General features: G+C 31.3%; 21 protein-coding genes and 2 tRNA genes. 12 read left to right on the top strand and 11 right to left on the bottom strand.

The features are described 5' to 3' along the window. Together ABGB03_RS09525 and ABGB03_RS09530 are read left to right on the top strand one after the other, a co-directional pair. The gene (locus ABGB03_RS09525) at window positions 1-954 is read left to right on the top strand and encodes a transketolase family protein (RefSeq protein WP_347922269.1); all 954 of its coding nucleotides are present in this window, start codon (window positions 1-3) and stop codon (window positions 952-954) included. 143 nt (window positions 955-1,097) lie between these two features. Beyond that, window positions 1,098-1,682 (top strand): porin family protein, encoded by a 585-nt coding sequence (locus ABGB03_RS09530; RefSeq protein ID WP_347922271.1) that lies wholly within the window; start codon window positions 1,098-1,100, stop codon window positions 1,680-1,682. Between the two features lie 60 nt (window positions 1,683-1,742). Here the strand turns inward: ABGB03_RS09530 and ABGB03_RS09535 are convergent, their stop codons facing one another. Next, a complete protein-coding gene (locus tag ABGB03_RS09535; protein ID WP_347922272.1) occupies window positions 1,743-2,759 on the bottom strand; it encodes an FKBP-type peptidyl-prolyl cis-trans isomerase in 1,017 nt (338 codons plus the stop codon). A 79-nt stretch (window positions 2,760-2,838) separates the two neighbouring features. Here ABGB03_RS09535 and ABGB03_RS09540 point away from each other — a divergent pair, with 79 nt between their 5' ends. The 3 genes from ABGB03_RS09540 to ABGB03_RS09550 are packed head-to-tail and all read left to right on the top strand — an operon-like array spanning window position 2,839 to window position 4,290. Further along, a complete protein-coding gene (locus tag ABGB03_RS09540) occupies window positions 2,839-3,213 on the top strand; it encodes an RNA-binding S4 domain-containing protein (protein ID WP_347922274.1) in 375 nt (124 codons plus the stop codon). Next, complete coding sequence (locus tag ABGB03_RS09545) at window positions 3,197-3,784, top strand: methyltransferase domain-containing protein (RefSeq protein ID WP_347922276.1); 588 nt, start codon at window positions 3,197-3,199, stop codon at window positions 3,782-3,784. The genes ABGB03_RS09540 and ABGB03_RS09545 overlap by 17 nt, the downstream gene beginning before the upstream one ends. A gap of 2 nt (window positions 3,785-3,786) precedes the next feature. Continuing rightward, complete coding sequence (locus tag ABGB03_RS09550) at window positions 3,787-4,290, top strand: phosphoribosyltransferase family protein (RefSeq protein WP_347922278.1); 504 nt, start codon at window positions 3,787-3,789, stop codon at window positions 4,288-4,290. Here ABGB03_RS09550 and ABGB03_RS09555 read toward each other — a convergent pair. Beyond that, window positions 4,282-4,803 (bottom strand): shikimate kinase, encoded by a 522-nt coding sequence (locus ABGB03_RS09555; RefSeq protein ID WP_347922280.1) that lies wholly within the window; start codon window positions 4,801-4,803, stop codon window positions 4,282-4,284. The two genes, ABGB03_RS09550 and ABGB03_RS09555, sit on opposite strands and share 9 nt — an antisense overlap. A gap of 130 nt (window positions 4,804-4,933) precedes the next feature. Here ABGB03_RS09555 and ABGB03_RS09560 point away from each other — a divergent pair. The 7 genes from ABGB03_RS09560 to ABGB03_RS09590 all read left to right on the top strand — a co-directional run bounded on the left by ABGB03_RS09560 (window position 4,934) and on the right by ABGB03_RS09590 (window position 9,692). Beyond that, window positions 4,934-5,009, top strand: a tRNA-Lys gene (locus tag ABGB03_RS09560). 55 nt (window positions 5,010-5,064) lie between these two features. Then, a tRNA-Leu gene (locus ABGB03_RS09565) sits at window positions 5,065-5,148 on the top strand. Window positions 5,149-5,229: 81 nt separating this feature from the next. Next, window positions 5,230-6,132 (top strand): MerR family transcriptional regulator, encoded by a 903-nt coding sequence (locus ABGB03_RS09570; protein WP_347922282.1) that lies wholly within the window; start codon window positions 5,230-5,232, stop codon window positions 6,130-6,132. A gap of 54 nt (window positions 6,133-6,186) precedes the next feature. Continuing rightward, complete coding sequence (gene crtI, locus ABGB03_RS09575; RefSeq protein WP_347922284.1) at window positions 6,187-7,689, top strand: phytoene desaturase family protein; 1,503 nt, start codon at window positions 6,187-6,189, stop codon at window positions 7,687-7,689. Between the two features lies 1 nt (window position 7,690). Beyond that, window positions 7,691-8,530, top strand: coding sequence for a phytoene/squalene synthase family protein (locus ABGB03_RS09580; protein ID WP_347922286.1), 840 nt, complete (start codon window positions 7,691-7,693; stop codon window positions 8,528-8,530). An 8-nt stretch (window positions 8,531-8,538) separates the two neighbouring features. After that, window positions 8,539-8,988: a beta-carotene hydroxylase gene (locus tag ABGB03_RS09585; RefSeq protein WP_347922288.1), complete on the top strand. Its 450-nt coding sequence runs from the start codon at window positions 8,539-8,541 to the stop codon at window positions 8,986-8,988. A gap of 2 nt (window positions 8,989-8,990) precedes the next feature. Next, the gene (locus tag ABGB03_RS09590) at window positions 8,991-9,692 is read left to right on the top strand and encodes a lycopene cyclase domain-containing protein (protein ID WP_347922290.1); all 702 of its coding nucleotides are present in this window, start codon (window positions 8,991-8,993) and stop codon (window positions 9,690-9,692) included. Here ABGB03_RS09590 and ABGB03_RS09595 read toward each other — a convergent pair. The 9 genes from ABGB03_RS09595 to ABGB03_RS09635 all read right to left on the bottom strand — a co-directional run bounded on the left by ABGB03_RS09595 (window position 9,669) and on the right by ABGB03_RS09635 (window position 20,604). Continuing rightward, the gene (locus ABGB03_RS09595) at window positions 9,669-10,232 is read right to left on the bottom strand and encodes a TlpA disulfide reductase family protein (RefSeq protein WP_347922292.1); all 564 of its coding nucleotides are present in this window, start codon (window positions 10,230-10,232) and stop codon (window positions 9,669-9,671) included. The genes ABGB03_RS09590 and ABGB03_RS09595 overlap by 24 nt on opposite strands. A 107-nt stretch (window positions 10,233-10,339) precedes the next feature. Further along, window positions 10,340-11,620, bottom strand: coding sequence for an OmpW family outer membrane protein (locus ABGB03_RS09600; protein WP_347922294.1), 1,281 nt, complete (start codon window positions 11,618-11,620; stop codon window positions 10,340-10,342). A 97-nt stretch (window positions 11,621-11,717) separates the two neighbouring features. After that, window positions 11,718-13,007 carry an OmpW family outer membrane protein gene (locus ABGB03_RS09605; RefSeq protein WP_347922296.1) on the bottom strand — a complete coding sequence of 430 codons (1,290 nt, stop codon included), beginning with the start codon at window positions 13,005-13,007 and terminating at the stop codon, window positions 11,718-11,720. Between the two features lie 181 nt (window positions 13,008-13,188). Further along, the gene (locus ABGB03_RS09610; protein ID WP_347922297.1) at window positions 13,189-14,061 is read right to left on the bottom strand and encodes an anti-sigma factor; all 873 of its coding nucleotides are present in this window, start codon (window positions 14,059-14,061) and stop codon (window positions 13,189-13,191) included. Between the two features lie 72 nt (window positions 14,062-14,133). Then, on the bottom strand, window positions 14,134-14,805 hold the full coding sequence (locus tag ABGB03_RS09615) for a Crp/Fnr family transcriptional regulator (protein ID WP_347922298.1): 672 nt from the start codon (window positions 14,803-14,805) through the stop codon (window positions 14,134-14,136). 122 nt (window positions 14,806-14,927) lie between these two features. After that, window positions 14,928-17,198, bottom strand: a complete 2,271-nt coding sequence (locus tag ABGB03_RS09620; protein ID WP_347922299.1) for an aconitate hydratase — start codon at window positions 17,196-17,198, stop codon at window positions 14,928-14,930. A 216-nt stretch (window positions 17,199-17,414) separates the two neighbouring features. Further along, the gene (locus ABGB03_RS09625) at window positions 17,415-18,368 is read right to left on the bottom strand and encodes a MoxR family ATPase (protein WP_347922300.1); all 954 of its coding nucleotides are present in this window, start codon (window positions 18,366-18,368) and stop codon (window positions 17,415-17,417) included. A 3-nt stretch (window positions 18,369-18,371) separates the two neighbouring features. Next, on the bottom strand, window positions 18,372-19,802 hold the full coding sequence (locus ABGB03_RS09630; RefSeq protein ID WP_347922301.1) for a peptidylprolyl isomerase: 1,431 nt from the start codon (window positions 19,800-19,802) through the stop codon (window positions 18,372-18,374). Next, window positions 19,786-20,604 carry a peptidyl-prolyl cis-trans isomerase gene (locus ABGB03_RS09635; RefSeq protein ID WP_347922302.1) on the bottom strand — a complete coding sequence of 273 codons (819 nt, stop codon included), beginning with the start codon at window positions 20,602-20,604 and terminating at the stop codon, window positions 19,786-19,788. Before ABGB03_RS09635 ends, ABGB03_RS09630 begins: the two co-directional genes overlap by 17 nt. Window positions 20,605-20,637 lie beyond the last annotated feature (33 nt).

Below are 20,637 nucleotides of genomic sequence, written 5' to 3' on the forward strand. Positions count from 1 at the left end.
ATGAAAACTTATACATATACAGAAAAAAAAGATACACGCTCTGGTTTTGGAGCTGGTTTAGCTGAATTAGGAAGAACAAACCCAAACGTTGTGGCTCTATGTGCCGATTTAATTGGGTCGTTAAAAATGGATAAATTTATTGAAGAGAATCCTGAACGTTTTTTCCAAATTGGAATTGCAGAAGCGAATATGATGGGAATTGCTGCAGGATTAACCATAGGCGGAAAAATTCCATTTACTGGAACTTTTGCAAACTTCTCAACAGGTCGTGTTTATGATCAAATTCGTCAATCCATTGCTTATTCAGGAAAAAATGTAAAGATTTGTGCTTCACATGCTGGCTTAACTTTGGGAGAAGATGGAGCAACACACCAAATACTTGAAGACATTGGATTAATGAAAATGTTACCAGGAATGGTTGTTATTAACCCTTGTGATTACAACCAAACAAAAGCAGCAACTCTTGCTATAGCTGAACATAATGGCCCTGTATACTTACGTTTTGGAAGACCATCTGTTCCAATCTTTACTCCTGAAAATCAAAAATTTGAAATAGGCAAAGCTATTAAAATGACTGATGGTAATGATGTAACTATCGTTGCAACAGGGCATTTGGTTTGGGAAGCGCTTGAAGCTTCAAAAGCTTTGCATGAACAAGGTATATCTGCCGAAGTAATTAATATACATACTATTAAACCTTTAGATGAAGAAGCTATATTAAATTCAGTTGCTAAAACTGGATGTATTGTTACTGCCGAGGAGCACAACTACCTTGGAGGGTTGGGTGAAAGCGTATCGCGTGTTTTAACTCTAAACAATCCTACACCACAGGAATTTGTAGCTACTAACGATACTTTTGGAGAGTCAGGAACTCCTGCTCAACTTATGGAAAAATATGGTCTTGATAGTGCAGCTATTATTAAAAAAGTAAAAGCAGTAATTGCCAGAAAATAGTAATTGACAAAATATTTAAAAAAGGTTCTTCTATTAATTTAAAAGAACCTTTTTTTTATAAATTAATTTAACCATTAAAAAATAATATGCTTTTGGCAACGTTTTTGATACATACACATTCAAATCTTAAAACGAAAACAATTATGAAAAAACTAATTTTATTAGTAGCGCTAACAACCACATGCACTTTTGCATTTGCACAAAATGGCTCTTCTTTTGGTATTAAAGGAGGTTTAAATTACAATGCCAATGGTGATTATTTTGAGTCAATTGGTGATAATGCAAAACATCCTGATAGAAATATTGGCTATCATATTGGTGTTTTTGGAAAAATAGGAAATGAACTTTATTTTAGACCAGAATTAGTATATACTAAAACTAAAAGTGATTATGATAGTGATGATTTTACGATGCAAAAAATTGACGCACCACTATTAGTAGGTGTTAAAGTTTTAGGTCCAATATCCGTTTTTGGTGGTCCGTCTTTGCAATACATATTAGATACTGAATTTGATGGTATTGCTATTAACGATGTAAAGAACGATTTTACCGTTGGACTTAACTTTGGAATTGGTTTAAACCTTAATAATTTTGGTGTAGATTTACGCTATGAAAGAGGTTTTAACGATAACGAAGCATCCTTTATTAATAATAATGGGCTCGCTAGTACAAGTAGAATTGATACACGCCCAGATCAATTAATACTAAGTCTTGCAATAGCATTATAAATAAATAAAAAGCCGCTTCTAAATGAAGCGGCTTTTTATTTATATAATTCTTTAATATTATCATTCTTCCGAATAATCTATCTTAATTCCTTCTTGCAAATAATCACCTATACCATCATTATTAGAATCCATGATCGTTACTGTTTTAATCGTAATAACGCCATTATTTTCAGATCTAAAATACTCAAATTCTTTACTTCCTAAAATAGGTTCTTGTTCTCCGTTATTTGTATCTACTGTATATTCTTTTGGCTCTAACTCATTAAAAGTCGATACCCCATCACCGTCATCATCAGGATCATTATAATCAGGTACTGTATTATCATTTGTATCATCATTAGCAACATTCAAATCACCATCAATATCTTCTAAATACGAAGGAACCCCATCCCCATCATGGTCATTAACCCTAGTTTGGAAAAGTTCAAACCTAAAAATTAAAGGTGAATAAATTGGAATTCCTGGACTTACTCCTGAAAAATACCCCAATCCAGAAGGCAAAAACATAACACCAACACCAGGATTATAATAACTAACTGTACCATCACCATTTTCTACAAACGACTCCGAAGTACTAAACTCTGGAATTGCCAAAGCCCAACCTCTAATTAAACTAGTTAAGTCAAAGTCTACAGGGTTGACAGAGTTATCAAATACGCTTTCATCTAATAAATTACCAGAGTAATTTAATCTAACAGTATCAGAAAAATTTGGTGTGTCTCCTGCACCTTGATTAAGCTTTAATACATAATATTCGTAGTTTGTTTCCGAAAAAACAGTCGTTTTCGTATCAACAGCATCTATCAATAATGTATGCTCAACTGGAACTGTTTCTCCATCTTCAAGTTTCGTAATAACTAAATCGTTCATTGACGGATTAGGGTTGCTAACAAAGTCACCAGAATTATAATAATGGGTTTCTAAATACCCAATAATAGAGTCATTATCCTTAATCTGTTGCTCTCCTCTATCAACGACATCAACAGGTTCTTTTGGCGTGTCATCATCCGATTTATTACAAGCATTAAACATTAGCGATAAACCTAAAAGTGCTAACAGATAATATCTAAATTTCATATTGCTATTTTTTTTGTGCTGCAAGATACAATTTTATAATATTTTTGTATCATAACATTAACGTAGTTTTTACATTTTTATGCGAATTGACAAATACCTTTGGTGTGTTAGATATTATAAAACAAGAAATATAGCCACAACGGCTTGTAAAAAAGGACATGTTAAAGTTAATGGTCAAGTAATAAAACCAAGTCGGGAAGTATATGCTACTGATATTATTGAGTTAAGGAAAAACCAAATTAACTATAAACTAACAGTTAATGATATTCCTCCAAATAGAGTTGGCGCAAAACTTGTAGATATTTACAGAACAGACACCACTCCAAAAGAAGCTTTTGAAGCTCAAGAATTACTAAAATATTCTAAAGATTATTATAGAAAAAAAGGAATTGGGAGACCTACTAAAAAAGATAGAAGAAATATTGATGACTATTTAGATGATGAAGCTGAATAAAATATTCTGGGAAGGCCGCTACCGTGAAAATAAAACAGGTTGGGATATTGGTTACGTTTCTAGACCAATAAAAACTTATATAGACCAATTAAACAATAAAGATTTAAAAATATTAATCCCAGGTGCTGGTAATAGTTATGAAGCTGAGTATTTATGGGATAATGGTTTTAAAAATGTGTTCGTTTTAGACATTGCAAATCAGCCTCTTTCTAGCTTTAAAAAAAGAGCGGCAAACTTCCCAAGTAAACAGCTAATAAATCAAGATTTTTTTAAATTAAAAGATTCATTTGATTTAATAATTGAGCAAACATTTTTTTGTGCTATCAATCCAAGTCTGAGAGAAAACTATTCAAAGAAAATGAATGAATTACTTAAGAAGAATGGAAAACTCATTGGATTGCTTTTTGATTTTGAGCTAACAATCGAAGGGCCTCCTTTTGGAGGAAGCAAAACTGAATATTTAAATCTTTTTTCTCCTGTTTTCAATATTGTAACTTTAGAAAATGCATATAACTCAATAAAACCAAGAGAAGGTAAAGAACTGTTTTTTATCTTTGAAAAAAATAACTAATAATGGCGCTAGAGCAAAACAATATTCTGTCACATAAAGAAATTAACCATAAAATAAAGCGTATTGCATATCAAATCTACGAATATAACGCTAATGAAAAGGAAGTTATTCTAGCTGGAATAGATAGTAATGGTTACATTTTGGCTAAAAAATTAAAAATTGCTCTAAAAAAGATATCGAACATAGAACCATTATTGTGTAAAGTGATTATTGATAAAAAAAATCCTCTAAACGAAATTAAAACTTCTATTTCACCTGAAGACTATAAAAATAAGTCTATAGTTCTTATCGATGATGTTTTAAATTCAGGAACTACTTTAATATATGGTGTTAAGCATTTTTTAAATGTCCCTCTTAAGCAGTTTAAAACAGCCGTTTTAATAAATAGAAATCATAAAAAATATCCTGTAAAAGCAGATTTTAAAGGAATTTCATTATCAACATCTTTACATGAGCATGTACAAATAAGCTTCGAAGGAAAAGTATTTGAAGCTGTTTTAAAATAGTTTTACAACAATGTCTTCAACTATGTCACCAATTAATACATCGTCATTTTTAATAACGTAATTAGCTTGATTATAAAAATGATTACGCTCAAAAAGATGCTTACCAATAAATTCTTGTAATTCGTCTTTAGATTTGAACCTAGAAACCAAAGGGCGTTTAGATTTTTCGTTTTCAAGACGCGAAACAATTGTATTAATATTGGTACTTAAATAGAAGGAAACTATCCTAGGATTGTTTTTAATTAAACTAATATTATTTCCATAACAAGGTGTACCTCCGCCTAGAGATAAAACAATATTCGTTTTTGTTTCCAATACTTGACTTAAATAAGTAGATTCAATTTTTCTAAAATATATTTCCCCTGAAGTCTCAAAAATATCGCTAATAGTTTTACCTTCTTGCTCTTCTATATAATCATCAAGATCAATAAAATCATAACCCACTTTTTTAGCTAAAACCTTTCCTATAAAAGACTTACCAGAAGCCATATACCCCATTAAAACTATAATCATTTTCTATGTTTACATTGATTATTAAAACACTAGATTTTTGTATTACAAAAAAACGAAATTTATATACAAAAAGTATTGTTTTATTAATTAAACATTTTATATTTGCACCCTCGTTAGAGAAAAACATTATGACCAGTTAGCTCAGTTGGTAGAGCATCTCCCTTTTAAGGAGAGGGTCCTGGGTTCGAGCCCCAGACTGGTCACCAAAAAAAGTTAAGCCTATTGCTTAACTTTTTTTATTTTTGATAACTTCAAAATTTTGCGCACGTGGCGGAATTGGTAGACGCGCTAGCTTGAGGGGCTAGTGACCATTAGGTCGTGGAAGTTCGAGTCTTCTCGTGCGCACAAAATTTTCTTAATTTTTTACGTTTATTTTTATTTTCAAAATTTTTATACTTAATTTTGTTTAAGATAATTTAATTATAAATGAACAATATTAAAACTGATTTTAGTATAAAGGATTTAGAAAACCTTTCAGGTATTAAAGCACATACCATTAGAATTTGGGAAAAAAGATACAATCTTTTAAAGCCCGAAAGAACAGATACTAATATAAGGCATTACAGCATTACAAGCCTTCAAAAGCTTCTTAACGTAGCTTATTTAAATAATAACGGTTATAAAATATCTAAAATAGCAAAGCTATCAAACGATGAAATTCCAGCAAATGTTAGAGAAATAGCATCAAGAGGTAATGTTGAGCATCATGCAATTAACGCATTTAAAATGTCAATGCTCAATTTTGATCAAGTACTTTTTTATAATACTTATATGAATTTACTAGAAGGTCATACTTTTAGAGAAATTTTTTATGATGTTTTTCTTCCATTATTAAATGAAATTGGGTTGCTATGGCAAACAAATACCATTAGTCCTGCTCATGAGCATTTTTTATCAATACATATCAAGCAAAAAATACTACTGAATATTGAAAAACTTCAGAACCTAGAACCTAAACCAACTACAAGAACATTTGTACTTTATTTACCTGAAAACGAGATTCATGATATTGGACTTCTTTTTGTTAATTATGAACTTAGAAGTAGAGGCTATCATACTATTTTTCTAGGTGAAAGTGTCCCTATGAATAGCCTTAATGACTTATTACAATTCTTTGATGAAGTCACATTTATTTCATATTTTACTGTAAAACCTGAAGAAAACGATGATGTCATCAAATACATTGAAGATTTCAAAAAAGAGATAATTAATAAAGCTTCTACTAAGCTTTGGTTACTAGGAAAAAAGCTTGAAAATGTAGATATATCAAGCTATTCAAATGAAATATTAGGATTTAACTCTATTAAAGATTTAGTTAAAGAATTATAAAATTTTATTTTTTTGTTTGTTTTGTTTATTTTTTTAGTATATTTGTTAAACAAAATGAAAACTACTATACATATAATTGGCTCAGGATTCTCCTCATTAGCCGCTTCCTGCTACCTAGCAAAAGCTGGTTATGAGGTAACTATTTTTGAAAAAAACAGTACTATTGGTGGTCGTGCAAGACAATTAAAACGTGATGGTTTTACTTTTGATATTGGACCAACATGGTACTGGATGCCTGATGTATTTGAAAGATTCTTTTCAGATTTTAATAAAAAACCATCAAATTATTACACACTCGAAAAATTAAATCCAGCATACAGTGTATATTTTGGAAAAGATGATAGTATCACAATAGAAGATACACTGGAAAAAATTTGTAACACATTTGAAAAAGAAGAAGAAGGAAGCTCTAAAAAACTCATGAAGTTTATAAACCAAGCCAAAAGCAATTATGACATTGCTATAAAGGACTTGGTTTATAATCCAGGAGTATCACCTTTAGAACTTGTTACTGCCAAAACTATTGGTAAGTTAAATCAGTTTTTTAGCACTATTAAGAAAGATGTACGTAAAGAATTTAATAATAACCGTTTAGCACAAATCCTTGAATTTCCAGTACTCTTTCTTGGTGCTAAACCTAGTGCTACACCTTCATTTTATAGTTTTATGAACTATGCCGATTTTGGCTTAGGAACTTTTCATCCAAAAAAAGGAATGTATGAAGTAATTCTTGCTATGGAAAACTTAGCAACTTCATTAGGTGTTACCATTAAAACCAACTCACCAATAGAAAAAATATTAGTAAATAAAAATAAGGAAGCTTATGGTTTAAGGTCAAAAGGAATTAATTATTATAGTGATTATGTGTTAAGTGGTGCAGATTACCATCATACAGAAACTTTGTTGGACAAAAGCTTTAGACAATATTCAGAAGCATATTGGGAAGCAAAAACCTTTGCGCCTTCCTCTTTACTTTTTTATGTTGGCTTCAATAAAAAACTAAAAAACGTTAATCATCATACCTTATTTTTTGATGTTGATTTTGATATACATGCTCAAGATATTTATGATAATCCTAAATGGCCAGAAGACCCTTTGTTTTATGCCAGTTTTCCAAGTATTACAGATGAGTCTTCTGCTCCTGAAGGAAAAGAAGCTGGAATATTTTTAATTCCATTAGCACCTGGACTTGAAGACACTCCAGAATTAAGAGAAACATACTTTACAAAAATTATTAAACGATTTGAAGCAGTTACTTCACAAAAAGTCATTGACGATGTTATTTTTAGAGAATCCTTCTGCGTAAATGACTTTGTTAAAGATTACAACTCATATAAAGGCAACGCTTACGGAATGGCAAATACACTATTGCAAACAGCCTTTTTAAGACCAAAATTAAAAAGCAAAAAAGTGAAGAATTTATACTTTACAGGACAACTTACAGTTCCAGGACCTGGAGTACCTCCTTCGTTAATTTCTGGAAAATTGGCTTCAGAACTCATTGTAAAGCATGTTACAACAAACAAAGTCAAAACAACATTACAACCACAGCACTAAAATGAAATCAATTTTTGATAACGTATCTTATGATTGTAGCAAAATTGTTACTAAAACGTATAGCACTTCCTTTTCGTTAGCTACAAAAATGCTCTCTAATTCGATAAGACAAGATATTTATAATATTTACGGATTTGTAAGATTCGCAGATGAAATTGTAGATTCTTTTCATGATTACAACAAAGCAGATTTGTTTAACAAATTTGAATATGATTTAGAGTTAGCTTTAGAATATAAAATTAGCCTAAACCCAATTTTAAATGCCTTTCAGCATACATTCCATCGCTACAACATTGATAAATCATTGGTTGATGCGTTTATGACATCTATGCGAATGGATTTACATAAGTCTAAATACCTAACTAAAGAAGAATACAAAGCGTACATTTATGGCTCTGCAGATGTTGTTGGCTTAATGTGTTTAAAGGTTTTTGTTAAAGGTGACGAAAAAAAATACACCGAATTGACAAAAACAGCCATGGCATTAGGTTCTGCATTTCAAAAAGTGAACTTTTTAAGAGATTTAAAAGCAGATTATGATGATTTAAATCGAACGTATTTCCCCAATACTGATTTAGAAAATCTAGATGAAATCTCAAAACAAGATATAATAAACGACATTGAAAAAGATTTTGCCGAAGGTTTAGAAGGTATAAAAAAACTACCAATGGAAGCTAAGTTTGGTGTTTTTATGGCATATAGATATTACAGGCAACTACTTAAAAAGCTAAAGCGAACTCCAGCTTTAGAAATTAAAAGTGCGAGAATTAGAGTGCCTAATTATAAAAAAATTGAACTTCTTACTCGGAGTTATGTGAAATTTCAACTAAATTTATTGTGAACTAAATTATGCAAACAGTTTTCTGGATATTAATATTTTTTGGCACATTTTCCATCATGGAATTTATGGCTTGGTTTACGCATAAATATGTAATGCATGGTTTTTTATGGCATTTACATAAGGATCACCATAAAAAAGATCACGACAGTTGGTTTGAACGAAACGATTTCTTCTTCATATTTTATGCTATTGTAAGTATGACCTGTTTTTACTTATCTAGCTATGAGGATATTTGGTATTGTTTACCAATTGGACTTGGCATCTTAGCCTATGGTATAGCCTATTTTACAGTACATGATATATTTATTCATCAACGCTTCAAACTATTTAGAAATGCAAATAATTGGTATGCAAAAGGTGTAAGAAGAGCACATAAAATTCATCATAAACATCTAGGAAAAGACAAGGGTGAATGTTTTGGAATGCTTTTAGTACCTTTTAAATACTTTAAAAAATAGTTATGAACTATTTGTATTTATTACTCAATTTAGGTTCATTATCAATTCCGCTTATATTTAGTTTTCATCCAAAATTTCAATTTTATAAATATTGGAAATCACTTTTTTTAGCAATAGTTATTACCATGTGTATCTTTATTCCGTGGGATGTAATTTTTACAAATAATGGCTTTTGGGGGTTTAATGATACTTATTTTTTAGGAACAAAAATTCTTGGCTTACCTATTGAGGAATGGCTATTCTTTATTTGTATTCCTTATGCTTGTGTATTTACACATTATGCTTTATTGTACTATTTTCCAAATACAAAAATTAGTATAAAAAATGTTAAACAGATATGTTATTTCTTAATAACCATACTAATATTAGTAACTACCTTTAACTACGATAAATGGTACACTTTAGTTAATTTTACATATGCCATTCTACTAATAATCATTGTTTTAAAAATTAAAATAGTATTACTACAAACCTATTTTATTACCTTTTTAATCATGCTCATTCCTTTTTTTATTGTGAATGGACTACTTACAGGAAGTTTCATTGAAAATGAAGTGGTTTGGTATAATAATCAGGAAAATCTTGGAATTCGCCTATTTACGATTCCAATAGAAGATAGCATTTATGCCTTTACTTTAATTCTAACAAATTTAGTCTTAATAGATTTTTTTCAAACGAGATTATTCCGAAAGGAGAATATCTAATTGAGCCCTAATTTTATCACTATTCCAATTAGCTGCTCCTTTTTTATCGACTACAATACGACCTTCTTTATCTACAATATAAGTTCTAGGTATACTTCTAGGATTAAAATCATCAGGATAATTGGTTAGTGGATTAAATACTGTAATATGGTATCCTTTTTTATTTAAGAATTTTTCAACTGTTTCTGGAGATTCATCCGAAACTAACAAAAACAAAACATCATCCTTATAATCATTGTATAAATCTTGAATGCTTTGAAACTCTGCAATACAAGGTGGGCACCACGTTGCCCATAAATTTACAAATACAACTTTACCTTTAGTGTCTTTGTAATTTAATTCATTACCATCTAAATCGCGTAATTTCCAAGATGCATACGATACCAATTTCTGATCTTCTTTATCAATTACTGAGGGTCCAAATTTTGACAGTACAGAATGCAAAGCAATTTGAATAGACTGTCGTGTTTGTGGAATAATAAATAATGCAATAATTACTAAAAATATAATATCGCTTTTTTTGGGTTTTCTAAATTTCATAATTCTAAAGGTAGATAACTTTAAGTTCGATAACTTAATTAAACCTTACAAAAAAAGAAGGCGCTATCATTAGAAATGATAACGCCTTACATTATTACTTTATAATCCTATTGAGAGATTATTGTTATTGTTAATTCGGCTCTTCTATTTTTAGCTCTTCCAGATTCAGTTTCATTAGAAGTAACTGGTTTATTTTCTCCTTCACCTTTTGTAGTAATTAATATTCTAGATAACCCCTTAGATATTAAATAGTTTTTAACTGCTTCGGCTCTCTCTACTGAAAGTTTATAGTTATACTCTTTAGTGCCAATATGATCTCCATGACCTTCTATAGAAATATTATAATCTGTATTTTGAGCAATACTTACCACCTCATCTAAATCTGCTTGAGCTTCAGAGCTGATGCTATATTTGTCAAAACCAAAATATACAGTTTTTTTGGTCACTACTGGTTCAGCAACCTTTTCCTCAACCTCAGGACATCCTTTATTTGTTCCTTTTACATCTGGGCAGTCATCTATATTATCGGCATAACCATCTCCATCAGAATCTTTACAACCAGAAAACTCCTTAAATCCATAAATTTCAGGGCAAACATCATCTTTATCTGCAATACCATCTCCATCAGCATCTGGACATCCATCTAATGCTTTTAAACCAGGTTCGTCTGGACATAAATCAGTTTCGTCTGGAACGCCATCGCCATCTCTATCATTTATTTTTTCCTCTACTTTTTTCTTGTTCTCCGTTTTTGTAAGGTTAATTACCACCCCAAAACTATGCTGCCAATGCTTAACTAAATACTCTTTGAATGAATGTTTATATGTGCTCTGAATATTTAATCCTATTCTTTTACTAATCCAATAATTAGCACCAACCGCACCGTTAAGTGTTCCGGCTCCTACTAATTCATCCTTATTTATTCCATTAGAAAATGTATTAAACAAACCTTGCTCTATCCATGAATAGCCTCCTCCAACACCAACAAATGGCTTTAGCTTACTTCGTTTAGATAGTCCTGTAAAATAATAATTGAACATTCCATCTACACCTAAATAAGTAAGCTTATCTACATCAACTTTTGGAGATCCAGGAAATTCTCCCCATTTCTTTATCTTATTAAAAGATCCAGATAAATTAACTGAAATATTATCTGATAAATACTTAGAAATTGTGATTTTTGGAAGACTTAGACTCCAATGATCTGTTAAATTAAAAAACTCATCAAAGTACTCTCCTTGTGGAGCATTTTCACCAACTGGATATACGTCAATAGCATTAGCTTCAACAGTTAATACCCAAGGTTTACTTTTATCTTGAGAAAATAATGATTGTGTTCCAACAATCAATAAAAGGGTAATTGCAAGAATATTGTAACTCTTTTTCATAGTTATTAGTTTTACATAGATTAATTAAGGTCTAAAATAGTATATTATTGCGACATGTATAAGTTAGAATATACTAAAATAATATTTTGAATTATTCTTATTCTCCACTACAAAGCATTTCAATAGCTTGTCTCATAGGTATTTGAACATTTTTAAAATAGGCAATAACAAAAGCATCATTAATACCTTGCTCAATGACACTTAAACGAATAATTTCAGTCTCTACAAGCGTTATAAAATCTCCTAATCTGTACTTTGTAAGCGCATCTTCTTTGATCAAATTAATATCTCCAACATTTTTAAGGAAGTCAAAATATGTTGCCTTAGGCGGATTACGAAAGGCTCCTATTTGAACCTTAAACTTTAACCCTTCTACTTCTATATGCCCATCACGTTGCAATGAAGCAAAGTAGGCATTAATGTCATCTAAATCTTCAAAACAATATTTAGATTCTACTACTGGTTCTTCAATTTCTGGACATCCCATACTCGTTCCTTTTACTTCTGGGCATTCATCTATGTTATCTGGATATCCATCTCCATCAGAGTCTTTACAGCCATTAAATTCTTTAAACCCGAAAATTGTTGGGCACACATCATCTTTATCAGCTATTCCGTCACCATCGCTATCTGGACATCCATTTAACTCCTCTAACCCTGAAACATCTGGACATAAATCGGTTTCGTCTGGAACGCCATCACCATCTTTATCCTTTACTTCCTCTTCTTCCTTTTTCTTATTATCATTTTTCGTAAGCTTAATTACCACTCCAAAACTATGTTGCCAATGCCTCGCTAAATACTCTTTAAATGAATGCTTATAAGTGCTCTGAATATTTAATCCAATTCTATTATCAATCCAATAATTAGCACCAATAGCACCATTAACTATTCCCGCTCCTACTAATTTATCTTTATTTATTCCATTAGTAAAAGTATTGAATCTTCCTTGTTCTATCCAAGTATAACCTCCACCAATACCTATAAATGGTTTTAATTTACTTTGTTTAGATAATCCTGAAAAATAATAATTAAACATTCCATCAATACTTACATAAGTAAGATTATTTACTTTGAGCTTAGGTGATCCAGAGAATTCTCCCCATTTCTTTAACTTATTATAAGAACCAGAAAAATTTGCTGATAAATTATCAGATAAGTATTTGGTTAAAGTAATTTTAGGGAAACTAATATTCCAATGATCTGATACATTAAAAAACTCATCAAAGTATTCACCTTGAGGCGCATTTTCTCCAACTGGATATACATCAACAGCATTGATTTCAGCGTTTAAAACCCAAGGTTTTTCTTTATTTTGAGAGAATAATGACTGTGTTCCTACAATTAATAAAAGGGTAATTGCAAGAATATTGTATTTTTTTTTCATTATAGTTAGTTTAGCACAGATGGATTAATAACTTTAATATATTGATATTTAATAATTTAAAAAAGATATATATTTCTAATACAAAAAATATACTTATCAATCTTAAATATAAAAAAAAAGCATAGTTTCTATATAGAAACTATGCTTCAAATCTAACAAAATAAAGTATATAAATTCTAAATTATCTTGTTACTGTACCAGTAAGCGAAGTAACTGGTCCTGTCCCCATAGCAATTGTTGTATGTGTCATTGCCGCCGCTGGAACCATATGTGCTAATGGTTTTAATGTAAATGGTGCTAGACTATTATCTGGACTAGGCTCAACTGATATTACAATTGTTGCGCCTCTTAAATCTGTTGGAAAATTTAATCCTGCTGGCGCATTTTGCAAATAGTCTTCACCAGGATAAGCTGGACCATTTCCTGCGGCTCCTTTAAATGATGAACTTGTAGCATTATCGTCAAAATCGCTAACATCAGTAAATGTTCCTGTGCTTATAGGCATTCCATTCATAACGACCCAACCTTCATACTTCCATCCTTCAGGCAAAACAGGTAAATTTAAACCGTCGACTGCAGAGCCACTAGAATTATCTAAAAACCAAACACCGCTTTCTTCATTCATGTTATCAGAATCTGTTGGTGTTGCTAATATGTAATTTCCCGTAGAAGTTGAAAAGTCTCCAACGATACCATTAGAACTGATACTTGCGGAATTTCCATTAAAATCTCCAGCTAATATTTTTGTAGCTGCTGGAGTTGGGTCATTATCAATAGCAGGTTCTATAGATAACACAAAAGTAGTTGCATTATTAAGTTGATCGGTATTTACTATAAAAGATTGTGGAAAGGTAACACTTGAAAATGTTCCAGTTGACACTGGATTACCGCCTACGATTAGCCAGCCCTCATAGACAAAGTCATCTCCTAAGTCCTCTAACCCGTTTAAATTCAATACTAAATCACTTGTTGATAAGGCATTGTCATCATCATTACTACATGAAGTGGTTAACATTCCAAATGTTAAAACCGCTAAAAACATTTTTTTAATCATCGCTTATTTTTTTAAATTATTATAATTCAAAAGTATTAAGCCTATGACACTTAAAATGTTAGCTATCTAACACTAAGCTGTTTTTTTTATAATTCTTATCTCTTTTCTATTGAAATTAATATAATTTTCTTCTTTAAGTTCATTAAGAAGAATATTAAGAGTTGGTCTTGAAGTACCTATTAATGAAGCAATATCTTTTTGTGTATATGGATGCTTTATAACATGATCACCTGTTTTAGGGCAGTCGTAACCAAAATCCACACAAAGCTCATCCAAAAATTCTACTAAACGTGTTTTCGTGTCTTTAAATAAGAGTAATTGTAATCTACGTTCTAATCTTTTGAACTTAAAACCAATAAATTTGTAAATCTTAAAACTAAAGGTTTGGTTATCTCTCATTAGTTCATGCATAGTTGCTACTCCAATAGGGCAAATTGATGTCGCGTTATCTATTGATTGTGCAAACTCATCACGTTTATTATCTCCAAGGATAGCTTTTTCTCCAAATAGTTCGCCTCTAGATAAAATAGCTTTTACAATTTCATCACCATTTTCATTATAGTACCCAATCTTTACTTTTCCTTTTTCAATTAGATATACTTTGTTTGCAGAGTCTTCTTCAAAGTAGATGTAATCTTTTTTCTTATAAGCATCAAAATCATGATCTTTCTTATAAGCTTTAAACTTATGAGGACATAAAACCTTAAAAAGGTTAACATCATCAAAGAACCACATTGACTGCATACTATTTGGGAGTTTTAAATTATATTTTCATGCAGTCGTTTTAGATTCAAAATCCTTACATGTATTCAATAAAAAAGCCTTTGATATATCAAAGGCTCATTTATAACATATGCTACAAATTATTAAGCAGCATTTTCTTTTTTAATTAAATTTAAAGCAGATCCTTCATTAAACCAATCTATTTGTGATTGATTATAAGTATGATTTACTTTAATAGTGTCTTTAGTACCATCAGCATGTGCTAATTCAATTGTTAGCTGTTTTCCAGGTGCAAATTCATTTAAATCTAAGAAGTTAAAAGTATCATCTTCTTGTATTAAATCATAATCGCTTTCATTATCAAATGTCAATCCTAACATACCTTGTTTTTTAAGATTTGTTTCATGGATTCTAGCAAAAGATTTTACAATTACAGCAGCAACACCTAAGTGACGAGGTTGCATAGCAGCATGTTCACGAGACGATCCTTCACCGTAATTATGATCCCCAACTACAATAGATTTAACTCCAGCAGTTTTATAAGCTCTTGCAGTATCTGGAACACCTCCATATTCACCTGTTAATTGATTTTTAACAAAGTTTGTTTTTTTTCCAAAAGCATTCACAGCTCCAATTAATGTATTATTTGCAATGTTATCTAAATGCCCTCTAAAACGTAACCAAGGTCCAGCCATACTAATATGGTCTGTAGTACATTTACCAAAAGCCTTTATTAAGAGTTTAGCTCCAGTTATTGAATCTCCTATAGGAGTAAAAGGTTCTAATAGTTGTAATCTCTCAGAATTAGATGCCACTTTTACTTCAACACCACTACCGTCTTCTTTTGGTTCTAAATAGCCATTATCATCAACTGCGAAACCTTTAGGAGGTAACTCCCATCCAGTTGGCTCATCCAACATAACTTCTTGACCGTCTTCATTTATCAACTTATCTGTTAATGGGTTAAAGTCTAATCGCCCAGCAATAGCAATTGCAGCCGTTAATTCAGGTGAAGCAACAAATGCATGTGTATTTGGATTTCCGTCTGCACGCTTAGCAAAGTTTCTATTAAAAGAATGCACTATACTATTTTTTGGTGCATTTTTTGGATCTTCATATCTAGCCCATTGACCAATACATGGTCCACAAGCATTAGTGAATATTTTAGCGTCTAATTTTTCAAATATCTGGATAATTCCATCGCGTTCAGCAGTAAAACGTACTTGTTCTGAACCTGGATTAATTCCTAACTCAGATTTCATTTTCACGCCTTTATCCAAAGCTTGTTGCGCAATAGATGAAGCACGAGATAAATCTTCGTAAGATGAATTGGTACAAGAACCAATCAATCCCCATTCTACTTTCATCGGCCAATCGTTAGCTTTTGCCTTTTCTGTCATCTCCTTTCCAACTGGTGTTGATAAATCTGGTGTAAAAGGCCCATTTAATAATGGTCCTAACTCAGATAAATTAATATCAATAACCTGATCAAAATATTGCTCTGGATTTGCATATACTTCGACATCTCCTGTTAAATAATCTTTCACTTTATTTGCTGCATCTGCAACATCTGCTCTATCAGTAGCACGTAAATAACGCTCCATAGAGTCGTCATAACCAAACGTTGATGTTGTTGCTCCAATTTCAGCTCCCATATTACAAATAGTCCCTTTTCCTGTACAAGACATAGAAGTCGCTCCTGGTCCAAAATATTCTACAATAGCTCCAGTACCTCCTTTTACAGTTAATATTTCAGCAACTTTTAAAATTACATCTTTTGGTGCCGTCCAACCTGATAGTTTTCCTATCAACCTTACACCTATTAGTTTTGGAAACTTTAATTCCCAAGCCATTCCTGCCATTACATCTACAGCATCAGCACCTCCAACTCCAATAGCAACCATACCTAATCCACCAGCATTTACTGTATGCGAATCGGTACCAATCATCATTCCACCAGGGAAAGCATAATTCTCTAAAACTACTTGGTGTATAATTCCAGCTCCTGGTTTCCAAAATCCCAACCCATATTTATTAGATACGGACTCTAAAAAATTAAATACCTCGTTACTTGTGTTTAAGGCACTTTGCAAATCTATACTAGCACCGTTTTTAGCTTGAATTAAATGATCACAATGGGTAGTTGTTGGCACAGCAACCTTCTTTTTTCCTGCTTGCATAAACTGTAATAATGCCATTTGTGCAGTAGCATCTTGCAATGCAATTCTATCTGGAGCGAAATCGACATAATCTTTACCTCTAGCGAAAACCTTTGTAGGGTTTCCATCCCACAAATGGCTGTATAAAATTTTCTCAGAAAGTGTTAGTGGTTTACCTGCAACTTTACGTGCTGCATCAACACGTTCAGCCATTTGACTATACACTTTTTTTATCATGCCTATATCGAATGCCATATACTTTAATTTTAAATTTTTATACTATTTTAATCTTATGCAAAAGTACAAAATATTAATATATTTTAAAAAATACACAACAATATAGAGCAAAAACTAAATATTATTCAATAAATCAATGTTTTTTAATTAATATTTTATCAAATCAATAATTTTGATGTTGAAAAAATATTAAATTAACAATAGTAAAAGTCTCTAGAAAATAAAAAAAACCTACTAAAACAGGCTTTTAATAATTTGTTCTTCGGAAATACCTTCTGCTTCGGCTTTGTAGTTTTTTATAATTCTGTGACGAAGAATACTGTTTGCAACTGCTTGTACATTTTCAATATCTGGTGAAAACTTTCCATTAATGGCAGCATGTGTTTTTGCAGCTAGGATTAAATTTTGAGACGCTCTAGGTCCTGCTCCCCAATCAATATATTGTTTCACCAAATCAGAAGCAGAATCACTATCTGGTCTAGTTTTACCAACCATTCTTACTGCATACTCAATAACATTATCTGCTACAGGAATACGACGCAGTACATGCTGAAAATCTATAATCTCTTTAGCAGAAAAAAGTGGGTTTACCGTAGCAGTTTCATCTGAAGTTGTTGTTTTTACAACTTGCACTTCTTCTTCGAACGTTGGATATTTTAAATTAATAGCAAACATAAAACGATCTAATTGTGCTTCAGGTAAAGGATATGTTCCTTCTTGTTCAATTGGATTTTGGGTTGCTAACACAAAGTATGGTAAATCTAATTTGTAATGGTGTCCTGCAACTGTCACAGCACGTTCTTGCATCGCTTCTAATAATGCTGCTTGCGTTTTTGGAGGTGTTCTGTTAATCTCATCTGCTAAAATAATATTAGCAAAAATTGGTCCTTTTATGAATTTAAAATGACGGTCTTCATCTAATATTTCACTCCCAAGAATATCACTTGGCATTAAATCTGGTGTAAATTGAATACGCTTAAAATCTAACCCTAAAGCTTGTGCAATGGTATTTACCATTAAGGTTTTTGCTAATCCTGGAACTCCTATTAATAAAGAGTGACCTCCTGAAAATACAGAAATAAGTATTTGATTTACGACTTCTTCCTGACCGACAATTACCTTACCAATCTCTTTTTTTAAATCCTTGTATCTAGATACAAGTTGTTCAATAGCAGCAACATCAGACATAAATTATCTTTCTTCTTTTTTTAACCAATTTGCTTTAAAATCACATTCACGATGCTCACCATTTATTTTTATGTACGTTTCCATGATTTTTTCTTTTTGCCATTTTCCAATTATCTCTAACTGTTTATTATATAAGGCTAATTCTTTAATTTTTAGGTAATCTTTTGCAAAATCTGCTTTATGTTCATCAATCCTATCTGTAACAGTTAAAATTTTAAATTTCACTTGATTTACAAGATCACTTTCAGTATAAACCGGACTTACTTCTCCATTTTTTAAATCTTGTACTTGAACGTAAAGTTCTGGGTCTATTTTTGTTAGAGGAAAAACATAATCTCTAGTTTCTGGGTTAATTAACTGTCCGCCCTCAAACTTTGTTTCTTCTTCATCACTCACTTCTAATGCAGCATCTGCAAACGAAATTTCGCCAGCAATTATTTTCTCTCTAACATTTTCTATTTCCTCTTTTGCCTTAGCTATGTCTGCATTAGTTAATTTAGGCTTAAGTAAAATGTGTCTTGTATCATACTCTTGCCCTCTAATTTTTTCTAACTGGATAATATGATATCCATAAACGCTTTTAAATGGTGCAGAAATTTCGCCTTCTTCAAGTGAAAAAGCAACCTCTCTAAATTCTTTAACCATTAGGGGACGCTTTCTGTTTAAAGTATATTTCCCACCTGAACCTTTAGATCCTCCATCTTCAGAGTATAGTACTGCTTTTGTGGTAAAGCTTGCTCCATTTTCTAAAACGTCTGTTCTAAATTCATTTAACCTGTCTATAACTTTTTGTTCTTCTTCAGGAGTGGTCTCAGGAATAACAACTATTTGTGCCAATCGCAATTCGGTGCCAAATTGTGGAGGGTCAGCTTTTAGCTCTCTATTATAAAACTGTCTTACTTCTTCTGGTGTTACTTCAATTTTGTCAATAATATCTTGTTGCATTAACTGAACCATTCTCTGATTTCTATTAAGCGTGTACATTTCGTCTCTCAGTTCTTGCTCAGTCTCTTTCTTATAAAAAGCAATTAACTTTTCAAGACTTCCAATTTGTTGAGACATAGCATTTATTTGCTGGTCGACGTTTGCACTAATTTCGGCATCGTTAATCACAATACTATCTTGGACAGAATGATGCATATATAATTTTTCTTCTAATAGAGATCCAAAAATTTCGCATCTTGATTGTCCTTCTAAAGATTGACCTGCTGCTCGAGCTTGTTCTATGCGTTTATCAATATCAGAATCTAATACAACATAATCACCAATTACAGCTGCAACACCATCTAGTTTAATTCGTTGTGAAGGATCTATATTTTTCTTAACTTTTTCCTCCTCCTTCTTTTCCTCAATAATCTCTTGTGCCATTGTTATAAATGACGATAGCATTAACATGCTTAATACAAAATATTTCACTTTAGTTAAAAATTTCAAATTGTTTGTTTTTAATAGCATCTTTTGTGATGTCTTTTTCTAATTCTTTAATAAACTCCAACTTTCGTTTGTTTATAACGATTTGCTTAATTGTTGGCATTACAAATTCTATAGGTGCATTTTCGTTACGCAATAGCACTTCATTTGTATGCATCAAATATAAACCTAATGAATCTTTGAGTTGTATAAAATTAGATTTTTTTAACAGTTCTTTTTTATTTTCTGCATTTAAAGCTGGGATTTTTAAAATAGCTTGATTTGCTCTAATCCAAATAGAATCGTTTAATGAATAGGATTTAAACTGAATTGCGATTGAATCCAACACCTTCTTATCTTCATCATTAAATCGTTTAAATTGCTTTTCAATCTCCTCTAGATTTACAATATTTTCGTTTACATTTATATATCTAAACTTAATTAGCTCTTCGTTAAGTTTAAATGTTTCTTGATTTCTATCGTAAACTTCTTTAGCTTCTTGCTCGGTAACTGTGGTATCAATACTTCTGGTTACTAATGCTTCTAAATAAGCTTTAATAAATAAATCGTTTTTATACTGCTCTACAAGTTGATTAAATTCTTCTTGTTTTTCTTGAGTTAAGTTTAATTGTGCTCCATCCATTAACAACTGCTGTGTTGCCCAATGGTTAATATAATTATTAACGCGAATAGTGCTATCTTCCTTTGAGGTAGTTTCGGTAACTAAGTTTTCTATATCGCTTTTGTATAAATACGTATCATTTACTCTTGCAATTACGTCTTCATCTTGAGATTTTTTAAAAAAATCGCATGAGTATATAATCATTACAAGTAACAAGGTCGATATAAGTTTTTTAAC

Source organism: Pontimicrobium sp. SW4 (assembly GCF_039954625.1).
In the GTDB taxonomy this organism is placed as follows: Bacteria; Bacteroidota; Bacteroidia; order Flavobacteriales; family Flavobacteriaceae; genus Pontimicrobium.